At 65.9% G+C, this 16,978-nt stretch carries 17 protein-coding genes; 3 read left to right on the forward strand and 14 right to left on the reverse strand.

Annotated features, from left to right (window positions below; translation table 11 throughout):
• Nucleotides 1-6: 6 nt before the first annotated feature.
• From cysW to EPB08_RS06615, 13 genes are all read right to left on the reverse strand, one after another.
• Nucleotides 7-870, reverse strand: coding sequence for a sulfate ABC transporter permease subunit CysW (cysW, locus tag EPB08_RS06555; RefSeq protein WP_130618260.1), 864 nt, complete (start codon nucleotides 868-870; stop codon nucleotides 7-9).
• Complete coding sequence (gene cysT / locus EPB08_RS06560) at nucleotides 867-1,691, reverse strand: sulfate ABC transporter permease subunit CysT (RefSeq protein ID WP_130618261.1); 825 nt, start codon at nucleotides 1,689-1,691, stop codon at nucleotides 867-869. Before cysT ends, cysW begins: the two co-directional genes overlap by 4 nt.
• A 4-nt stretch (nucleotides 1,692-1,695) precedes the next feature.
• Nucleotides 1,696-2,697 carry a sulfate ABC transporter substrate-binding protein gene (locus EPB08_RS06565; protein WP_130618262.1) on the reverse strand — a complete coding sequence of 334 codons (1,002 nt, stop codon included), beginning with the start codon at nucleotides 2,695-2,697 and terminating at the stop codon, nucleotides 1,696-1,698.
• A gap of 125 nt (nucleotides 2,698-2,822) precedes the next feature.
• Nucleotides 2,823-4,226: an FAD/NAD(P)-binding protein gene (locus EPB08_RS06570; protein WP_130618263.1), complete on the reverse strand. Its 1,404-nt coding sequence runs from the start codon at nucleotides 4,224-4,226 to the stop codon at nucleotides 2,823-2,825.
• A 297-nt stretch (nucleotides 4,227-4,523) separates the two neighbouring features.
• Nucleotides 4,524-5,156, reverse strand: a complete 633-nt coding sequence (hisIE, locus tag EPB08_RS06575) for a bifunctional phosphoribosyl-AMP cyclohydrolase/phosphoribosyl-ATP diphosphatase HisIE (protein ID WP_130618264.1) — start codon at nucleotides 5,154-5,156, stop codon at nucleotides 4,524-4,526.
• A gap of 63 nt (nucleotides 5,157-5,219) precedes the next feature.
• Complete coding sequence (gene hisF, locus EPB08_RS06580; RefSeq protein WP_130618265.1) at nucleotides 5,220-5,990, reverse strand: imidazole glycerol phosphate synthase subunit HisF; 771 nt, start codon at nucleotides 5,988-5,990, stop codon at nucleotides 5,220-5,222.
• Complete coding sequence (gene hisA / locus EPB08_RS06585; RefSeq protein ID WP_130618266.1) at nucleotides 5,984-6,712, reverse strand: 1-(5-phosphoribosyl)-5-[(5-phosphoribosylamino)methylideneamino]imidazole-4-carboxamide isomerase; 729 nt, start codon at nucleotides 6,710-6,712, stop codon at nucleotides 5,984-5,986. Before hisA ends, hisF begins: the two co-directional genes overlap by 7 nt.
• The gene (hisH, locus tag EPB08_RS06590; protein WP_130618267.1) at nucleotides 6,709-7,299 is read right to left on the reverse strand and encodes an imidazole glycerol phosphate synthase subunit HisH; all 591 of its coding nucleotides are present in this window, start codon (nucleotides 7,297-7,299) and stop codon (nucleotides 6,709-6,711) included. The genes hisA and hisH overlap by 4 nt, the downstream gene beginning before the upstream one ends.
• Entirely contained in the window at nucleotides 7,299-8,363 is a 1,065-nt protein-coding gene (gene hisB, locus EPB08_RS06595) for a bifunctional histidinol-phosphatase/imidazoleglycerol-phosphate dehydratase HisB (protein ID WP_130618268.1), read from the reverse strand. The genes hisH and hisB overlap by 1 nt, the downstream gene beginning before the upstream one ends.
• Complete coding sequence (hisC, locus tag EPB08_RS06600; RefSeq protein WP_130618269.1) at nucleotides 8,360-9,466, reverse strand: histidinol-phosphate transaminase; 1,107 nt, start codon at nucleotides 9,464-9,466, stop codon at nucleotides 8,360-8,362. Before hisC ends, hisB begins: the two co-directional genes overlap by 4 nt.
• Nucleotides 9,463-10,770, reverse strand: a complete 1,308-nt coding sequence (hisD, locus tag EPB08_RS06605) for a histidinol dehydrogenase (protein ID WP_130618270.1) — start codon at nucleotides 10,768-10,770, stop codon at nucleotides 9,463-9,465. Before hisD ends, hisC begins: the two co-directional genes overlap by 4 nt.
• A gap of 27 nt (nucleotides 10,771-10,797) precedes the next feature.
• Nucleotides 10,798-11,691: an ATP phosphoribosyltransferase gene (gene hisG, locus EPB08_RS06610; protein WP_130618271.1), complete on the reverse strand. Its 894-nt coding sequence runs from the start codon at nucleotides 11,689-11,691 to the stop codon at nucleotides 10,798-10,800.
• The gene (locus EPB08_RS06615; protein WP_130618272.1) at nucleotides 11,688-12,035 is read right to left on the reverse strand and encodes a YerC/YecD family TrpR-related protein; all 348 of its coding nucleotides are present in this window, start codon (nucleotides 12,033-12,035) and stop codon (nucleotides 11,688-11,690) included. Before EPB08_RS06615 ends, hisG begins: the two co-directional genes overlap by 4 nt.
• A 339-nt stretch (nucleotides 12,036-12,374) precedes the next feature.
• Here EPB08_RS06615 and EPB08_RS06620 point away from each other — a divergent pair, with 339 nt between their 5' ends.
• From EPB08_RS06620 to EPB08_RS06630, 3 genes are read left to right on the forward strand one after another with little or no spacing between them, the layout of a single operon-like run.
• Nucleotides 12,375-12,809 (forward strand): MarR family winged helix-turn-helix transcriptional regulator, encoded by a 435-nt coding sequence (locus EPB08_RS06620; RefSeq protein WP_130618273.1) that lies wholly within the window; start codon nucleotides 12,375-12,377, stop codon nucleotides 12,807-12,809.
• The gene (locus tag EPB08_RS06625; protein ID WP_130618274.1) at nucleotides 12,806-14,320 is read left to right on the forward strand and encodes an MDR family MFS transporter; all 1,515 of its coding nucleotides are present in this window, start codon (nucleotides 12,806-12,808) and stop codon (nucleotides 14,318-14,320) included. Before EPB08_RS06620 ends, EPB08_RS06625 begins: the two co-directional genes overlap by 4 nt.
• A 19-nt stretch (nucleotides 14,321-14,339) precedes the next feature.
• Nucleotides 14,340-14,960 carry a DUF998 domain-containing protein gene (locus tag EPB08_RS06630; RefSeq protein ID WP_130618275.1) on the forward strand — a complete coding sequence of 207 codons (621 nt, stop codon included), beginning with the start codon at nucleotides 14,340-14,342 and terminating at the stop codon, nucleotides 14,958-14,960.
• A gap of 67 nt (nucleotides 14,961-15,027) precedes the next feature.
• Here the strand turns inward: EPB08_RS06630 and EPB08_RS06635 are convergent, their stop codons facing one another.
• Nucleotides 15,028-16,920 (reverse strand): HAL/PAL/TAL family ammonia-lyase, encoded by a 1,893-nt coding sequence (locus EPB08_RS06635; RefSeq protein ID WP_130618276.1) that lies wholly within the window; start codon nucleotides 16,918-16,920, stop codon nucleotides 15,028-15,030.
• Between the last annotated feature and the right edge of the window lie 58 nt (nucleotides 16,921-16,978).

Raw genomic sequence — 16,978 nt, forward strand, 5'->3', positions numbered from 1 at the left:
GTGTCCTCAATGCCCGCCAGGTGCGTGCGCGGCGATTTCGTCACCATAGCGCCATTCCAGCAGGGTTTTCACGGCCAGCGTAAGCAGGGCGAGCAAGGCCAGCAGCGAAGCTACGGCGAACGCACCCACATAATCGTATTCGTTGTAGCGCATCTCCACTTCCAGCGGCATCGTGGTGGTGAGTCCACGGATATGGCCGGATACCACGGAGACGGCGCCGAATTCGCCCATCGCGCGCGCATTGCACAGCAGCACGCCGTAGAGCAGCGCCCAGCGGATATTGGGCAAGGTGACGCGGAAGAACATCTGCCAGCCGCTGGCGCCCAGCACGCGCGCCGCCTCTTCCTCCTCGCTGCCCTGCGCTTCCATCAAGGGAATAAGCTCGCGCGCCACGAATGGCAGCGTGATGAAGATCGTCGCCAGCACCAGGCCCGGCACCGCATAGATGACCTTGATGCCGTGCGCCTCCATCCACGGACCGAACCAGCCCTGCGCACCGAACAACAGCACATAGACCAGGCCCGAAATCACCGGGGACACCGAAAACGGCAGGTCGATGAAGGCGCCGAGCAGGGTCTTGCCGCGGAACTCGAATCGCGTCATCGCCCAAGCGGCGGCGATGCCGAAGACCACGTTGAGCGGCACCGCGATCACCGCCACCAGCAGAGTCAGCCTGATCGCGGAACGTGCTTCCGGCTGCCGAATGGCTTCGAGGTAAGGCGTCAGACCCTCGCGAAATGCTTCCGCAAACACGGTGGCCAACGGCAGCAGCAGGAACGCGACCAGGAAGGCCAGCGCCAGCAGGATCAACGCGACATGCGCGAGGCGGCGCGGCCAGCGGGCGGAGCGCGAGCGCTTGCGTCCGCTCATGCGGCACGCTCCGCCCAGCGATTGCTCCAGCGCTGGAGCAAGGAAACGATCACCAGCAACACGAAGGAAAGCAGCAGCAGCGCCACGCCCAGCGCGGCGGCACCGGCGTAGTCGAACTGTTCCAGTTTCTGCACGATCAGCAGCGGCGCGATTTCCGACTTCATCGGAATATTGCCGGCGATGAAGATCACCGAACCGTATTCGCCCACCGCACGCGCGAGCGCCAGGGCGAAACCGGTGAGCAGTGTGGGCGCGAGCATCGGCAGAATCACGCGGAAGAAGGTCTGCCAGCGCTGCGCGCCCAGGCTCTCGGCCGCCTCTTCCACGTCGCGCTCGAGCGAGGCCAGCACCGGTTGCAGCGTGCGCACCACGAACGGGAAGCCGACGAACACCATCGCCACCAACACACCGACGGGCGTATAGGCGACCTTGATGCCCAGCGGCTCCAGCCATCGGCCCAACCATCCGTTGGGCGCATACAGCGTGGTGAGCGCGATACCCGCCACGGCCGTGGGCAAGGCGAATGGCAGATCGACCAGGGCATCGAACAGACGCCGGCCCGGGAAGCGATAGCGCACCAGTACCCAACCAACCAGCAGTCCCACCACCGCATTGATGGATGCCGCCATCACCGCGCCGAGCAGGCTGAGCCGCAAGGCAGCCAGCGTCCGCGGACCAGACAGCAGATGGATCAGTCCGTGCAGGCCGATTCCGGTGGCTTTCCATGCCAGTGCCGCCAGCGGCAGCAGGACGATCAATCCCAGATAGGTCAACGCATAGCCGAAGCTGATGCCGAAACCTGGTAGCACCCGCCGTCGCATCAGATCAGTTTCCTGCGCCCAGCTGGTCGAAGATCGCGCCCTCGGCAAAGAACTTCGCCTGGGCCTGGCGCCAGTCTCCAAACACTTCGTTGATGGTGAACGTATGCGTCGCGGGGAACTGGCTCGCGTAACGCGCGGCGACATCCTGCGCGCGCGGGCGGTAGTAGTTCTTCGCCGCGATCTCCTGGCCCTGCGGCGAATAGAGGAACTGCACATAGGCGTCCGCGACGGCGCGCGTGCCGTGCTTCTCTGCATTCGCATCGACCACGGACACCGGTGGCTCGGCGAGGATGGTCACCGACGGCACCACGATCTCGAACTTGTCCTTGCCCAGCTGTCGCTGAGCGAGCAGCGCCTCGTTTTCCCACGCGATCAGCACATCGCCGATGCCGCGCTGCGCGAAGGTATTGGTGGCGCCGCGCGCACCGGTGTCGAGCACTGGCACGTGCTTGTACAACTCCTGCACGTACGCCTTTGCCTTGGCTTCGTTACCGCCCGGCTGCTTCAACGCGTAGCCCCAGGCGGCCAGGAAATTCCAGCGTGCGCCACCGGACGATTTCGGATTGGGCGTCACCACCTGCACGCCGGGACGTACCAGGTCGGCCCAGTCCTTGATGCCCTTGGGATTGCCCTTGCGCACCAGGAACACGATGGCGGAGGTGTAAGGCGACGCGTTTTCTGGCAGACGCTTCTGCCAGTCCCTGGCCACCAGGCCACGATCGGCCAGCGCATCGATGTCGTAGGCCAGCGCGAGCGTCACCACGTCGGCCGGCAGACCGTCGACCACAGAGCGCGCCTGCTTGCCGGAGCCACCGTGTGACATCTGGATGGTTACGCTGTCGCCGTGCTGGGCCTTCCACTGCGCGGCGAAGGCGCTGTTGATGTCGCGATACAGCTCGCGCGTCGGATCGTAGGAGGCATTGAGCAGGGTGACGTCCTTGGCCATCACCGTAGCGGCCAGCACGGTGCCGGCCACTGCGATCAAGAACGGGATGAACTTCCTCATGGCCTCTCCTGCGACGGCACGAACGACCAGCGTATCGGGCCCATGTGCGATTGCGAAATCGCAATATGGCATATCCTCATGGCTGCGCCATGCGCGAAATCAGCGCAATATCCGGGGCCACCGGCTCAGGAACCTTCGCTGGCGCTGTCGCAGGATGCATCCGTCGTACCCACCTCGACCAGTTGCGTCGCCAGGCGATGGGCCGCAGCCCGGATTTCCGGCATGGCCGTACATTCCCACAGGTTGCCGCGAAGCAGCGAGCCGATCGCATACAGGCCGCGCCGCGCTGCGCCATCGGCATCGAGCAACTGGCCATCCGCGCCAGCCGATACCCCCAGCTGGAGCGGATCGGCCACCGCCAATCCATCACGCAGCAACTGGGCGAGTAGCTCGTGGGCGCCATACGCGACGGCCGTGTCCAGCCCGGTCGCCTGGATCACCAGGTCCGCCTCGATCGTGGCCACCAGCTGGGTCGCTCGTTCACGCAGCGTGAGTTGCAACGGCGACGTACCGTCCACGTCGAGTACCCGTGACGCGAGCACCTGCAACCTGCCCTCTTCCTGCAGCTGGTAGATCGCCTCGCCGGAAGCGGGTGCCAAGCGATGCCGCGCGGCCTCCCAGATCCAGCGCGCATGGCGCAGGAACTGGCGACGCTGCGTATGCGTCAGGCGTTGCCACAGCAAGGCATTGATCGGACGCATGCCGTCGATGATGCTGCGCCAGTCTGTTTCGGATGCATTCGCGATGGCCCGACGCACCAGCCGCAACATGGCCGCCGGACCGTCGCTGGCCAGCAACGCCTGGTTGAGTTCGTCCTGCTGCGCATACGGACCAAGCGGCAGCGCGGAGTGCCTGAAGGGCCACAAGCCATGCCGCGAAACGGCCAGCAGCTCGGCATGCGGCCAGCGCGCGGCAGCCGACAGCAAGGTATCCACCGCCGTAAGCCCGGTGCCGATCACCACGACGCGCCGCGGCGGCCTCGGGTACCGATCCAGCCGCCACGGATCCAGTTCGTAGGCGCCGCCGGCCAGCGCCGTGGTCGATACCGTGCGCAATGGACGCTGCGACAGCGAACCGATCGCCAGCACCACCTGCGATACATCGAGCCAACGATCGGCGCCAACGCGCACGGCGTAACCGCCCTCGGCGCGCGCCATCACTTCGCGCGCGCTGCCGGGATGGATCCGAAAACTGCGCCCCGCTCGCCGGGCCGCGTCGATGCGCGCGCCCACCTGCGCCTGGATGAAATCGCCGAAGAGGCGGCGCGGCAGGAAATCCGTGCCTTTCACCTGACCCAGCTGGCGCGATGCGTGCTGGATGAAATCATCGCCATGCTCGTGAAACACGCCCATGCCGGCCGCGCGCACATTCAGCAGATGACGATCGTCGCCGGTGGCATAGGCCACGCCACGCCCGGGCGCCTGCTGGCCGACGATCCAATGCACCGTTCCCGCGTCATAGCGCGCAAGCAGCTCGCCAAAGGCGGCCGCGCCCGCTGCTCCTCCACCGATCACCGCGATATCAGCCATCACTCGCTCCTCGGACTGCGGGCACAAAACTCGGCTATCCGTGGATAACGGATCAACCGGTGACTTTCCCCTCGCTCGAACCCGCAGGTGAAAACGGCCTTCACGTCATCGACCCGGCGGGACCATGTTTCGTCCTGCCGAACCCCGTGCGGACGGCACCAGTGCCATCGATATCGGGCCATCCCGATGCATTCGCCTGCGTGATGCAGAATCAAACACAGAAGCCGTTAAGGTGGCGCTAGCCCTTCGTCGACTAGCAGCGGCCCACATTCCCGGGAGGTTATGAGGCGTGCGGAATCAGTGTGCGCTGCGCTCTGCATGTCGCTGTGCCAGCACGGCGGCGACATCGTCGAGGCCGAGGCCGCGGGCGCGCAAGGTCACCAGCAGGTGGAACACGAGATCAGCGGCTTCACCCAGCAGGGCGGCATCATCCTGCGCCACTGCGGCGAGCGCTGTCTCGACCCCCTCCTCGCCCACCTTCTGCGCCATGCGGCGGATACCGTCCTCGAACAGGCGCGTCGTGTAACTGCCCTCGGGACGCTCCGCATACCGGCGTGCCACCAGTGCATCCAGCTCGGCAAGAAACCCCGCCGCCGGGCGTACGTCGTCACCAAAGCAACTGCTGGTGCCTTTGTGGCAGGTGGGGCCATGCGGGTCGGCCTGCACCAGCAAGGTATCGGCATCGCAGTCGACGCGGATCGACTTGAGCGCGAGCACGTTGCCCGATGATTCACCCTTGGTCCACAGGCGCTGCTTGCTGCGGCTGTAAAACGTCACATGGCCTGTGGCCTGCGTCGTCACCAGCGCATTGGCATTCATGTAGCCCAGCATCAACACCTCGCCGGTGAGCCAGTGCTGCACGACGGCAGGGAGCAGTCCGGCACCTTTGGACCAGTCGAGCTGGATCGGATCGAGGAGGGTCGAAGTCATCTTGAATGTCCGGAATCGAAAGATGTTGTCGGCTCGCGTGAAGCGATGTGCGAAGCGTCGCTGCTAGGGTCGAACGGTCACGCCCCACGCCGTGAGCGACTGCTTCAAGGCGGGGATGGCGATGGCACCGGAATGAAAGACGCTGGCTGCCAGCGCACCGTCGACGTCGGATTGCGTGAAGGCATCGCGGAAGTGCTCCGGGGCACCGGCGCCGCCCGAAGCGATCAGCGGCACATTGCACAGCGCGCGCACGACCGACAGCTGCTCCAGGTCGTAACCTTGCCGCACGCCATCGCTGCCCATGCAGTTGAGCACGATCTCACCTGCTCCGCGCTGTTGCGCCTCCACCACCCAGTCCAGCGTGCGGCGCGGCAACGCCTGCGTGCGGGTCGGATCGCCGGTGTACTGGCGCACACGCCATTCGCCGTCGGCATCACGCAGGCTGTCCACACCCACCACCACGCACTGCACGCCGAAGGCGGCCGCGAGTTCACCGATCAGCTCGGGACGCTCCAGCGCGGGCGAGTTGACCGAAATCTTGTCGGCGCCCGCATGCAACACGGCACGAGCCTCATCGACGCTGCGGATGCCACCCGCGACGCAGAACGGAATATCGATGACGCGCGCCACGCGCTCCACCCAGCCACGATCAACGCTACGCCCTTCGGGGCTGGCGGTGATGTCGTAGAACACCAGTTCGTCCGCGCCTTCGTCGCGATAGCGCAGCGCGAGATCCACGATCTCGCCCATCACGACGTGGTCGCGAAACCGGACGCCTTTCACGACCTGGCCGTCACGCACGTCCAGGCAGGGAATGATGCGACGACTCAGCATGCCAGGGCCTCCTGCACGGTAAAGCGCCCTTCGAGCAGTGCGCGACCGAGGATCACGCCTTTCGCGCCGGCTTCTCGCGCCGCACGAATGTCTTCCAGCGAACGCACGCCGCCGGACGCCTGCACCGCCAGGCTCGGCACTGTCGCGGCTAGGTGGCGATACAAGTCCAGGTTGAAACCGGCAAGCATGCCGTCGCGGTGAATGTCCGTGCACAACAGGTGTTGCGCACCCTGGGTTGCGTACCACGGTGCCAGCTCGTCCAGCGTGCGCGCTTCCGTTTCGGTCCAGCCTGCGCTGGGAAGGCGCCATGCGCCATCCTGCTGCAGGGTATCCAGTGCCAGGGTGATGCGCTCGGCGCCGCGGACGGAAAGCCATCCGGCCACAAGCTCCGGTTCGCGAATGGCCAAACTGCCGACCACGACGCGCGATACGCCCGCATCGAACAAACGCTGCATGTCCGCTTCGGAGCGCACGCCTCCGCCCGCCTGGATGCTCATGCCATCGCGGGCGATCGATTCGATCACGGCGAGGTTCTCCAGGCTGCCACCGCGAGCACCATCCAGGTCGACCATATGCAGCCATTCGGCGCCGGCCTGTGCATAGCTGCCCGCCAGCGCACGCGGGTCGAACTCATAGGTGGTCTGCTGCGCATAGTCGCCCTGCTTCAGGCGCACTACGCGGCCACTGCGCAGATCGATGGCGGGAATGACGGTGAAGTTCATAGCTCGAGAAAATTCTTGAGTAGACGGGCACCGACCTTGGCGGAGCGCTCCGGATGGAACTGCATGCCATGGAAGTTGCCCTGCGAGATCACGCAGGCGAACTCGTCGCCGTAATCGGTGGAGGCCAGCGCGTAGTCGCCCATGGGCACCGCATAGCTGTGCACGAAATACGCCCAGTCGTCGTCGCCCAGGCCATCGAGCAGCGGATGCTCGCGCTGGCGGCGCACGCGGTTCCACCCCATGTGAGGCACGCGCAGGTCCGGCTGCTCCACAAAGCGGCTCACCGTGGCAGGTACCACGCCGAGGCAGGCGGTATCGCCCTCTTCCGAACGCTCGCACAGCAACTGCATGCCCAGGCATACACCGAGCACCGGCTGGGTGAGCGACCGCATCAGCTCGACCAGGCCCAACTCACGCAACCGCGCCATGCCGGGACCGGCCGCGCCGACGCCCGGAAGAATCACCTTGTCGGCAGTTCGGATGGTCTCGGCGTCGGAGGTCAGCGCCGCATCCGCACCGAGTCGCCGCAAGGCGTAACGCACCGAACCGATGTTCGTGCCACCCGCATCGACCAGCACGACGCCCATTACAGCGCTCCCTTGGTGCTCGGCAGTTCGCTGCCTTCGCGCCGGATCGCCTGGCGCAACGCACGCGCGACCACCTTGAAGCAGGCCTCCACCATGTGATGCGCGTTGTCGCCCTGCACGCTCAAGTGCAGGTTGGCACCCAGCGTCTCGCACAGCGAGCGGAAGAAGTGCGGCACAAGCTCCGTGGGTATGTCGCCCACGCGCTCACGCGGGAACTGCCCTTCGAAGACGAAATAAGGGCGACCTGAAAGATCGAGCGCGGCGCTGGCCTGCGACTCGTCCATGGGCAGCACGAATCCGTAGCGGCCGATGCCACGCTTGTCACCCAGTGCCTGGCGTAAGGCCTGCCCGAGCGCGAGCGCGCAATCCTCGATTGTGTGGTGTTCGTCGATATGCGTATCGCCGTCGCATCCAAGGGCCAGTGCGAAACCGCCATGCTTGCCGATCTGCTCCAGCATGTGGTCGAAAAAGCCCAGGCCGGTGTGGATCTGCGGTTCGGCGAGCTTGTCCAGGTTCACGCTCACGGTGATGCGCGTCTCGCGCGTATTGCGTTCCACCGTGGCCATGCGCGGCGCATCGAGCAACTGGTGCGCGATCTCGTCCCAGCGCAACCCTTGGGGGCCGACGCGGAAGCCACGCACGCCCATGTTGGCAGCAAACTGCAGATCGGTCTCGCGATCGCCCACCATGGCCGACGCGGCGCGGCTCCAGCCGTCATCGGCCAGGTAGTGGCGCAGCATGCCCACGCCAGGCTTGCGCGTGTCCTTGTTCTCGTGCGGGAAGCTGCGATCGATCAATACCTCTCGCACCTTGACGCCCTGCGACGCAAGGATGCGCATCAGCAATTCGTGCGGACCGGTGAAATCCGCCTCGGGGAAGCTGTCGGTGCCGAGGCCGTCCTGGTTGGTCACCATCACCAGCTCATAGCCGCCAGCCACGATGCGCTGCAACGCGGCGATCACGCCCGGCAGCAAGGCGAATTTCTCGAAGCTGTCGATCTGGAAATCTTCCGGCTCCTCGATGAGGCAACCGTCGCGATCGATAAACAGTATCTTGCGACTCATGCGTGTTTACCCCATGCCGATCCATCGGCAAAACCCCGGCCATCCATGGCCGGACTCCTCAATACGGCGAGCAGACGGTCGTTTTCTTCCGCGCTACCAATGGTGATGCGCAACGCGTCGCCCAGGTGTGGATAACGGCGTACATCGCGCACCACGATGCCGGCGTCGAGCAGGCTCTGGTAGACCGTCGCGGGATCGTCCCATCGCACGGCCAGAAAGTTGGCCTGCGAAGGCAGTACCGCGCGCACGCCTGGCAAGGCCGCGAGCGCCGCGGCCATCCGCTCGCGCTGCTCACGCACGATGGCGATGTGCTGGCGCGCCTGCGCCTGCCCTTCGGCCGACAACGCCTGCAGGGCGAGCGCCACGCACGGCCGTGGCAGCGGGTACGGCGCGATGATGCGGCGAAGCAGTGCGATCACATCCTCGCCAGCCAGCAAGGTGCCGATGCGCGCACCAGCGAGCGCCCACGCCTTGGACAGTGTGCGCAGCACGGCGAGATTGTCGTAGCGGTCGATCAGCGGCGCCGCGCTCAGCAGATCGGAGAATTCGATATAGGCCTCATCCACCACCAGCAAGGCGCGACCGGACAGCGACTGCGCGAGGCGCTCCACCTGGGCCAGCGTCACCTGCTGCCCGGTGGGATTGTTCGGCGCGCACACGAATACCAGCTTCACCGCCGGCGTCACCGCGGCCAGCACGGCGTCCACGTCCAGGGAGAAATCGTCGGCCAGCGGAATCTCCACGACCGCCGCGTTCTGGATACGCGCGCATACCGCATACATGCCGAACGTCGGTGGCTGGATCGCGATGGCATCCTGGCCGGCGCGGCAGAACGCGCGCACCAGCAGGTCGATGGCCTCGTCACTGCCCCTCCCCACCAGCACCTGTGTCAGGCGCACGCCATACAGCGTCGCCAGCGCTTCGATCAGCGCCGGCGGCTGCGGCTCGGGATAGCGGTTGCACTCCAGCGCATCGCCGCCGGGCGACGCCCAGGAGGACTCGTTGGCGTTGAGCAGGATCGCGCCGCCGCTCGCCTCCATGCGCGCGGAGGAATACGGCTGCATGGCGCGGATCTCGGGCCGGGCAATGTCCACGATGCTCATGCTGCCGTCTCCAGCGCGGCGAGGCGCAAGGTGACGGCGCGGCGGTGCGCTTCCAGTTGTTCGGCAGCGGCCAGAGTCGCCGTGCATGGACCAATCTCGCGCAAACCGGCGGGCGACAACTCCTGCACGGTGATCTGCTTCTGGAAACTCGCCACGGATACCCCGCTGTAGCTGCGTGCATAGCCGTAAGTCGGCAGCACATGGTTGCTGCCGCTGCAGTAGTCGCCTACCGATTCGGGCGTCCAGGCGCCGAGGAACACCGAGCCGGCGCTCTGCACGCCCGCCAGCAGTTCGCGCGGCTGCTCCACCTGCAGGATCAGGTGCTCCGGCGCATAGCGATTGCTCACTTCCACCGCCTGCGCCAGCGAGGACACCGCGATCAGTCGGCTCTGCGACAAGGCCTGCTTGGCGATATCCGCGCGCGGCAGCACGGCGCACTGTTGGGCCACCTCTGCCTCGACCGCATCCAGCAGCGCCTGAGAAGGACTCAGTAGGATCACCTGCGAATCCGGACCGTGTTCGGCCTGGGACAGCAGGTCGGCGGCGACGAAGGCTGCGTTGGCCTGCTCGTCCGCAATCACCAGCACTTCCGATGGACCTGCGGGCATGTCGATGGCAGCGCCGTCCGGGTCGGCCGACACCTGCAGCTTCGCCTCGGTCACCCAGGCGTTGCCGGGGCCAAACAGCTTGTCGCACTTGGGCACCGATTCCGTGCCGTAGGCCATCGCCGCGATTGCCTGCGCACCACCCAGCTTGAATACCTTGTGCACGCCGGTGATGCGCGCCGCGTAAAGCACGGCCTCGTCGCAGCGCCCATCGGCGCGGGCTGGCGAACACAGCACCACCTCGGTACAGCCAGCGATACGCGCAGGCACACCCAGCATCAGCGCTGTGGAAGGCAGTGGCGCGCTGCCTGCCGGCACATAAAGGCCGACACGATTGATGGGACGCAGCACGCGCTCGACGCGCACGCCGTTGGCCGTGTCCAGCGCCACGGGCTGGGGGGCGGCCGCGCGGTGGAATGCTTCGATGCGCGTGGCGGCTTCGTCGATGGCAGCCTTCAGTTCCGGCGCCAGACGGGCTTCGGCTTCACGTATCTCCTGTGCCGATACTTCGATGGCGTCGAGCGTGCAGCGGTCGTAACGCGCGCTGAGCTCGCGCAGGGCCTGGTCACCGTCAGCGCGTACGCGCGCAACGATCTGCTCCACACCGTTACGCAGGGTCTCGGCGCGCGACTGCGCCGGACGAGCCAGCGCCGCGCGGCGCGCCACGTTGTCGAGGGCATTCCAATCAAGGCGGTTCATGACGTTCTACCTTTCAATCCGCCTGCATCACGCAAGCATCTTCTCGACCGGCAGCACCAACATCTCGCGTGCACCGGCCTTCTTGATCTCTTCGAGCTGTCGCCAGCTCACTTCGCCCGCGCACAGCGCCTGCAGCATCAGCTGGTCGGGCTGGCCAGCCACCGGCAGCAGGGTCGGCTGCGGACCGCCGGGCAACAGGCGGATCACCGCGTCCAATGCGTTGCGTGAGGTCTGCAGCAGCAGGAGGCGCGATTCGCGTACCTGGATCACGCCATCGAGGCGCTTGAGCAGCAGGTCGATCATGTCGCCACGCTCGTCAGTGGGCAGTGACGCAGGCCCCGCCAGTACGGCTTCGCTTTCCAGCAGCACGTCGGCTTCGCGCAGCTGATTGGCCACCAGCGTGCCGCCGCTCTGCACGAGATCGCAGATGGCATCGGCGGTACCGAGGCGCGGAGCGATCTCCACCGAGCCGGCCAGTGTCACCACGCCAGCGTCCACGCCCTGCGTACGCAGCCATTCACCGAGCAGGCCCGGATACGACGTGGCAATGCGCATGCCCTGCAGTTGCGCGGGTTCGCGATAGTCCAGTTCCTGCGGCACGGCGATCGAAAGACGGCAACGCCCGAAACCCAGCGAACGCCATTCGGCCAGCGCCGGTCCTTCCCGTCCGGTGGTGTACTGGAACTCGCTGAGCACATTGCGGCCCACGATGCCCAGGTCGCACACGCCCTGCGCGATCAGGCCGGGGATGTCGTCGTCACGCACCAGCAACAGGTCGACAGGCTCGCCCTCGCCGAACAGGAACAGCTTGTCGCGGCTCTGGCGGAACGAAAGGCCGCAACGGTTGAGCAGTTCCAGCGCCGGCTCGGTGAGGCGGCCGGACTTCTGCATCGCTATACGTAGTCGATCCCGCGGTTTCATGCCTTGACCTTCTTGCTGGTTGCCTTGCCGGCCGCGCGGCGGCGGGCAGCGCGGGCGGCGGCGGCGAGGTAGCCGCCATTGCCCTGATTGAGGAAACGCGCCACGCGCCCGATGGTGGTGATGCTCACCGCGGTCCGCTCGTGGATCTCGCGATAGGCCACGCCATCGAGCAGGTACGGCACCACGCGCCAGCGATCCACCAGCACCTCCAGCTCGGCCGGTGTGCACAGGTCATGCAGGAAGGCGGACATCTCCTCGGCGTTCTTCAGCGAGAGCAAAGCCTCGCAAAGACTGAGCTCGGCGGACTCGGCGGGGGTTTCGGGATCGAGCGATCGGCGCTTCATAATGTACTAATGCGTTAATACAATGGAGCGCATCATACGCGACGCGATGCAGTGCAGCAACCGTGCAAATCGAACGGGCACGCCCGTCGTTAAGCGAGCGACCCGCAGTCGTGGTTTCTTGCGTCGACGACACAGCCGTCGCCCTTGTAGGAGCGCACCCAGTGCGCGATAAGCCTACGAAGCGGTGACGCCGGGACGTTGCGGTTGCCCACTGGGTGGGCTCCTACAGGAGGTTTCGTGGCTAGATTCGCCAGACCCTCTCATTCACACCCTTTCCCCGGCCCGCCTGCCCAGCTATATTAGATAGGTAGCCTACCTATCAAGCTGGAGAAGCCAGCCATGCCCGCCATCACCAGCGATGCCCGCCTGCTGGCCGAAGAACTGCGCACGCCTCTGCGCCGGATCTACCGGCAGCTGCGCCGCGATGCCAACGACGACGGCATTCCGCCGCTGCGCAAACAGCTGCTGATCGCCATCATCGACCACCCTGGCATCGGCGTCGGCGACCTGGCTCGGCAGGAGAACCTGCGCAGCCCGACCATCAGCGGCCATATCAATGCGATGGTCGCCGCCGGCCTGGTGAAGCGCACCGAACCCGCTTCGGGAGACCGTCGTCGCGTGGGCCTGATCGCCACCGCTCAGGCGAACGACGCCATCGAAGCTCATCGCAAGCGCCGCACCGACCGGCTGGCGCAGGCGCTGGCCAATCTTCCGCCCGAATCGCGCCATGCCATCCGAGCCGCCATTCCGGCCTTGAACGAACTGGATCTATGACATCCCCGCACACCGATACCACGGTCATCCCCACCGAGCGCGAGGTACGCCAAGTCTTCATCGGGCTGATCATCATGCTGGCGCTCGGCGCTATCGACCAAAGCATCGTGGCCACCGCCCTTCCCCGTATCGTCAGTGACCTCGGCGGCATCAGCCACCTGTCCTGGGTGGTCACCGCCTACGTGCTCGCTTCCACCGCGACCATGCCGCTGTACGGCAAGCTCAGCGACCAGTACGGCCGCAAGCCGATGGTGTACGTGGCCGTGATCACCTTCCTGCTCGGCTCGGTGCTGAGCGGCGCCTCGCGCAACCTGGTCGAGCTGATCGTGTTCCGTGCCGTGCAGGGCCTGGGCGCGGGTGGCCTGGTGCCGCTGGCGCAGATCATCATCGGCGACATGCTCACGCCGACCCGCCGCGGACGCTGGCAAGGCGTGATCGCCGCGATCTTCGCCATCTGCAGCGTGCTCGGCCCGCTGCTCGGCGGCGTCATCACCGACCTGCTGTCATGGCACTGGATCTTCTACATCAACCTGCCCGTTGGCGCGGTAGCGATGGTGATGATCGGGCGCGCCTTGCGCCAATACACGCCACTGCATGCGCGACGCATTGACTACATCGGCTCGGTGCTGATGACGGTGGCGACCGTGGCCTTCCTGCTGGTGCTGACCCTGGGCGGATCGACGTGGCCATGGTTCTCCATGCCACTCGGCGGCATGGCGATCCTCGCATTGGTATGCGGCGTGCTGTTCGTGCGTCATGTGCAGCACGAGCCCGAGCCGGTGCTTCCGCTGGGCTTGTTCCACAACCGGCTGTTCGTTATCGCCAGCTCAGTGATGGCGATGACCTTCATGGGCCTGATGGGTGCCAGCCTGTTTTTCCCGCTGTTCTTCCAGCTGGTGATGGGCGCAAGTCCGGCCAAGTCGGGCCTGCTGATCGGGCCGCTGATGATCGGCATGGCGGCATCGTCACTGTTCAATGGTCGCGTGCTGCTGCGCGCAGGACGCTACAAGCCCGCGCAGATCACCGGACTGGCCGGTGCCGCGCTCGCTTTCGCCGTACTCACCTGGGGCGCAGCAACGTCGCAGAGCCTCGCGGTAATCGAGCCGGCGATCCTCGCGCTGGGTCTTGGCCTGGGACTGGTGATGCCGAACATGACCATCGCCGTGCAGAACGCACTGGCGCCCCTCCATCGTGGTGTCGGCACGGCCACGCTGGCGTTCTTCCGCTCATTGGGCGGACTGATCGGCGTCGCAGGTTCCGGTGCGATCCTCGCCTGGCAGCTGCGGGCTCACGGCGGCACGGCGGCGGTCACGCCATTGCCCGGCGAAGGCGGTGCGACGTTCGACTGGTCACATGCCGCGAGCACTGCGGTACCGCTGTACCGGCATGCCATCACCACGACCTTCCTGGTGGGCACTTGCGTGATCGCCTGCGCATTCCTGCTCATCCTGCTTATGCCGGAGCTGCCGCTGCGCGATCATCACAGCGCACCGGCCGCTGCCGGCGATTGAAGCCAGGGAAAGGATCACGATGGACAGGCATCACCATGCGCCACTGCAACGACTGTCCATCGCCCTGCTCTGCACCGCCGTCGCCGCGTTTGCGCTGACGGCCGGCACGCTGCAGTTCACGCGCATCGATCTCGACCCCATCGCGATGCCGCTCAGCACCTATCTGCGCGGCCCCGGTGGATTCTGGTTGCGCGATGCCTACTACCTGATGGCGGCATCCCTCGCCGTGTTCGCCTTCGCCGGCTATCGCGCGATGGCGAATGCCTCACGCAGCGTACTGGCCAGCGCGCTTTTCATGATCGCGGCCGTGGCGCTACCGGTCGTGGCTTATACGGTGTTGTTCGAAAACACCGCCCAGGAAAATCTTGCACGGCTGGTGCATGGCCTGGCGGCGCAGGCCACCTTTCTTTGCCTCGTCATGGGCATGCTGCTGTGGTCTTCGCGCTGGCAACAACAGGAAAGCACACATGCGCGGCGAGCAGGCGTCGTGCTTGCCTGGCTCGCTTTCGTGCAGATGTGGGTGCTGGCGCTATGGAAGGATCTGCCGCCCGGCCTTACCCAGAAACTGCTGATCGTGCTGATCCTGCTCTGGCTGGGGTGGGCGGCGTGGCAGCTGCGGCGGGAACAGAGGCGAGATTGAATCGCGCACTGGGTGCGCTCCTACAGGGAAAACTCGCTGTAGGAGCGACCTAGTACGAGACCTTTTGTTACGCCTCGAACACGCGCTGACGCACCAGCTCGCAAACCGCGCGCACGTCACCATCCATCGCACGATCACGTGCCATGAAGCCGATGTGCTGGCGCAAGGCATCGTGCGCCTTGCGCACGGACTCACCCGCATGGAAATCACCCACGCTGGCCAGCGCCTGGGTCAGCTGCTGCACTTCGGCGACGAACTGCGCGTAGTGCGGATGACCTTCGCGCGGCGCATTGGACACCTTGCCCGCCAGCGCCTGCCAGTCGCCACGCGAAGCCAGGCGGCACGCCGCGTTGAGCATCGCCTGGCGGAAATCCAGCGCCTGCGCCGCGGTATACAGCTCCATGGCGATCACGTACCCAAGGTCTTCCATCATCTCCAGCACGTGGCGCGCCTCGTTGGCACCCATCGACACGTGATCCTCGGCGTTCGCGCTGGTCGGCACCGAGTACACGCTGGCCGGGTGCGCGCGCGTGGCCAGATCGTTCACCAGCGCGGCCGCCGTGTACTGCACGATCATGAAGCCGGAATCGGTGCCGTCCTCGTTGCCGGTAAGGAACGCCGGGAGGCCATCGTTGGTGGCCGGGTCGACCAGCTTGTTGAGGCGACGCTCGGAGATGGAAGCCAGCACCGGGATCGCTGCTTTCACATAGCTCATCGCCAGCGCCAGCGGCATGCCGTGGAAATGGCCGGCGGAGATCACCTGCTCCTCGATGAACTCCGCGTTCTCGGCATCCGGGAAGATCAGCGGATTGTCGGTGACGGCATTGAGTTCGATGTCGATCACGCGGCAGGCCTGTGCCCAGGCATCGCGCACTGCACCGTGCACCTGCGGCATGCAGCGCAGGCAGTAGGCATCCTGCGGCTGGTGCTTCTTGCCGCCCTTGAACGGCAGGAAGCGCGCGTAGAACGCCTCGCGGCCGTGACGCTGGTTCGCCGGCACCCAGTCCCAGCCGATATCGAAAGTGAGTGCCTGGTCGGAAGGATCAGCCCAGGCTTCCGCGGTCCACTGCTTGAAGCGCGGCACCAGGTGATAAGGAATGTCGACCAGCGTGCTGCCTTCGAGCAGGCCACGCACATGGGCGGCCGTATCCACCTGCCCCGGGTGCGGACGCAGTGCGTGCACTTCCGGACGCAAGGCGCCACTGCGGCCCGCGAACGCATCGAGCGTCATCGCGGCGGCGAGATCGGCGAGATCCAGCAGCTTTTCGAGATCGTCCAGCGCCAGTGTCGCCGTGGCGAGCATCTGCGCCGTACCGTTGTTGAGCGCCAGGCCTTCCTTGAAGGAGAGGCGGATCGGTGACAGGCCCGCACGCTTCAGCGCTTCCGCACCCGACAAGCGCTCACCCTGGTAGAACGCCTCGCCACCGCCCAGCAGCACGATGGCGAGGTGCGAGAGCGGCGCGAGGTCGCCGCTGGCGCCCACCGAACCCTTCTCAGGCACCACCGGCACCACGTCGGCGTTGAGCATGGCGGTGAGCGCCTTGAGCGTCTCCACACGAATGCCCGAATGGCCGCGCATCAGCGTATTGATGCGGATCACCAGCATCGCGCGCACCACCTCCGGCGCAAACGGCTTGCCCACGCACACCGCGTGCGTGGTGATGAGGTTGTGCTGCAGCTCTTCCAGCAGCGTGCCTTCCGGCTTGTCGGGATTACCGCCCGGCAATTCGTCGCGCAGACGATGCGCGCCCAGCAACTTGTCGGCATTGCTGCCGAAACCGGTGGTGACGCCGTAGGTCGGCTCGCCGCAGCTCACCTTGTCGGCCAGGAAATCTGCCGCGCGCTGCACGCGCTTGAGCAGCTCTTCATCCAGCGCCACGCGCAAGCCCTGGCGCGCCACTGCCACCAGTTGTTCGCGGGTGAGGCTGTTGCCGTCCAGGAGTATCGTCTTTGCGGTCATGCATGGCTCCAGCCCGGACGGGCCACTTATTGAGGTTGTACGGCCGCACCCCATGGGT

It is taken from the genome of Dyella amyloliquefaciens (assembly GCF_004296575.1).
In the GTDB taxonomy this organism is placed as follows: Bacteria; Pseudomonadota; Gammaproteobacteria; order Xanthomonadales; family Rhodanobacteraceae; genus Dyella; species Dyella amyloliquefaciens.

What these genes read in the sequence shown, in the direction of transcription:
- hisF (WP_130618265.1), bottom strand. Translation starts at nt 5,990, where the DNA reads ATGCTGAGTCGTCGCATCATTCCCTGCCTGGACGTGCGTGACGGCCAG.
- hisC (WP_130618269.1), bottom strand. Translation starts at nt 9,466, where the DNA reads ATGAGCATCGTGGACATTGCCCGGCCCGAGATCCGCGCCATGCAGCCG.
- EPB08_RS06620 (WP_130618273.1), top strand. Translation starts at nt 12,375, where the DNA reads ATGCCCGCCATCACCAGCGATGCCCGCCTGCTGGCCGAAGAACTGCGC.
- hisA (WP_130618266.1), bottom strand. Translation starts at nt 6,712, where the DNA reads ATGAACTTCACCGTCATTCCCGCCATCGATCTGCGCAGTGGCCGCGTA.
- hisB (WP_130618268.1), bottom strand. Translation starts at nt 8,363, where the DNA reads ATGAGTCGCAAGATACTGTTTATCGATCGCGACGGTTGCCTCATCGAG.
- cysT (WP_130618261.1), bottom strand. Translation starts at nt 1,691, where the DNA reads ATGCGACGGCGGGTGCTACCAGGTTTCGGCATCAGCTTCGGCTATGCG.
- EPB08_RS06570 (WP_130618263.1), bottom strand. Translation starts at nt 4,226, where the DNA reads ATGGCTGATATCGCGGTGATCGGTGGAGGAGCAGCGGGCGCGGCCGCC.
- EPB08_RS06625 (WP_130618274.1), top strand. Translation starts at nt 12,806, where the DNA reads ATGACATCCCCGCACACCGATACCACGGTCATCCCCACCGAGCGCGAG.
- cysW (WP_130618260.1), bottom strand. Translation starts at nt 870, where the DNA reads ATGAGCGGACGCAAGCGCTCGCGCTCCGCCCGCTGGCCGCGCCGCCTC.
- hisH (WP_130618267.1), bottom strand. Translation starts at nt 7,299, where the DNA reads ATGGGCGTCGTGCTGGTCGATGCGGGTGGCACGAACATCGGTTCGGTG.
- hisIE (WP_130618264.1), bottom strand. Translation starts at nt 5,156, where the DNA reads ATGACTTCGACCCTCCTCGATCCGATCCAGCTCGACTGGTCCAAAGGT.
- EPB08_RS06565 (WP_130618262.1), bottom strand. Translation starts at nt 2,697, where the DNA reads ATGAGGAAGTTCATCCCGTTCTTGATCGCAGTGGCCGGCACCGTGCTG.
- EPB08_RS06635 (WP_130618276.1), bottom strand. Translation starts at nt 16,920, where the DNA reads ATGACCGCAAAGACGATACTCCTGGACGGCAACAGCCTCACCCGCGAA.
- EPB08_RS06615 (WP_130618272.1), bottom strand. Translation starts at nt 12,035, where the DNA reads ATGAAGCGCCGATCGCTCGATCCCGAAACCCCCGCCGAGTCCGCCGAG.
- hisD (WP_130618270.1), bottom strand. Translation starts at nt 10,770, where the DNA reads ATGAACCGCCTTGATTGGAATGCCCTCGACAACGTGGCGCGCCGCGCG.
- hisG (WP_130618271.1), bottom strand. Translation starts at nt 11,691, where the DNA reads ATGAAACCGCGGGATCGACTACGTATAGCGATGCAGAAGTCCGGCCGC.
- EPB08_RS06630 (WP_130618275.1), top strand. Translation starts at nt 14,340, where the DNA reads ATGGACAGGCATCACCATGCGCCACTGCAACGACTGTCCATCGCCCTG.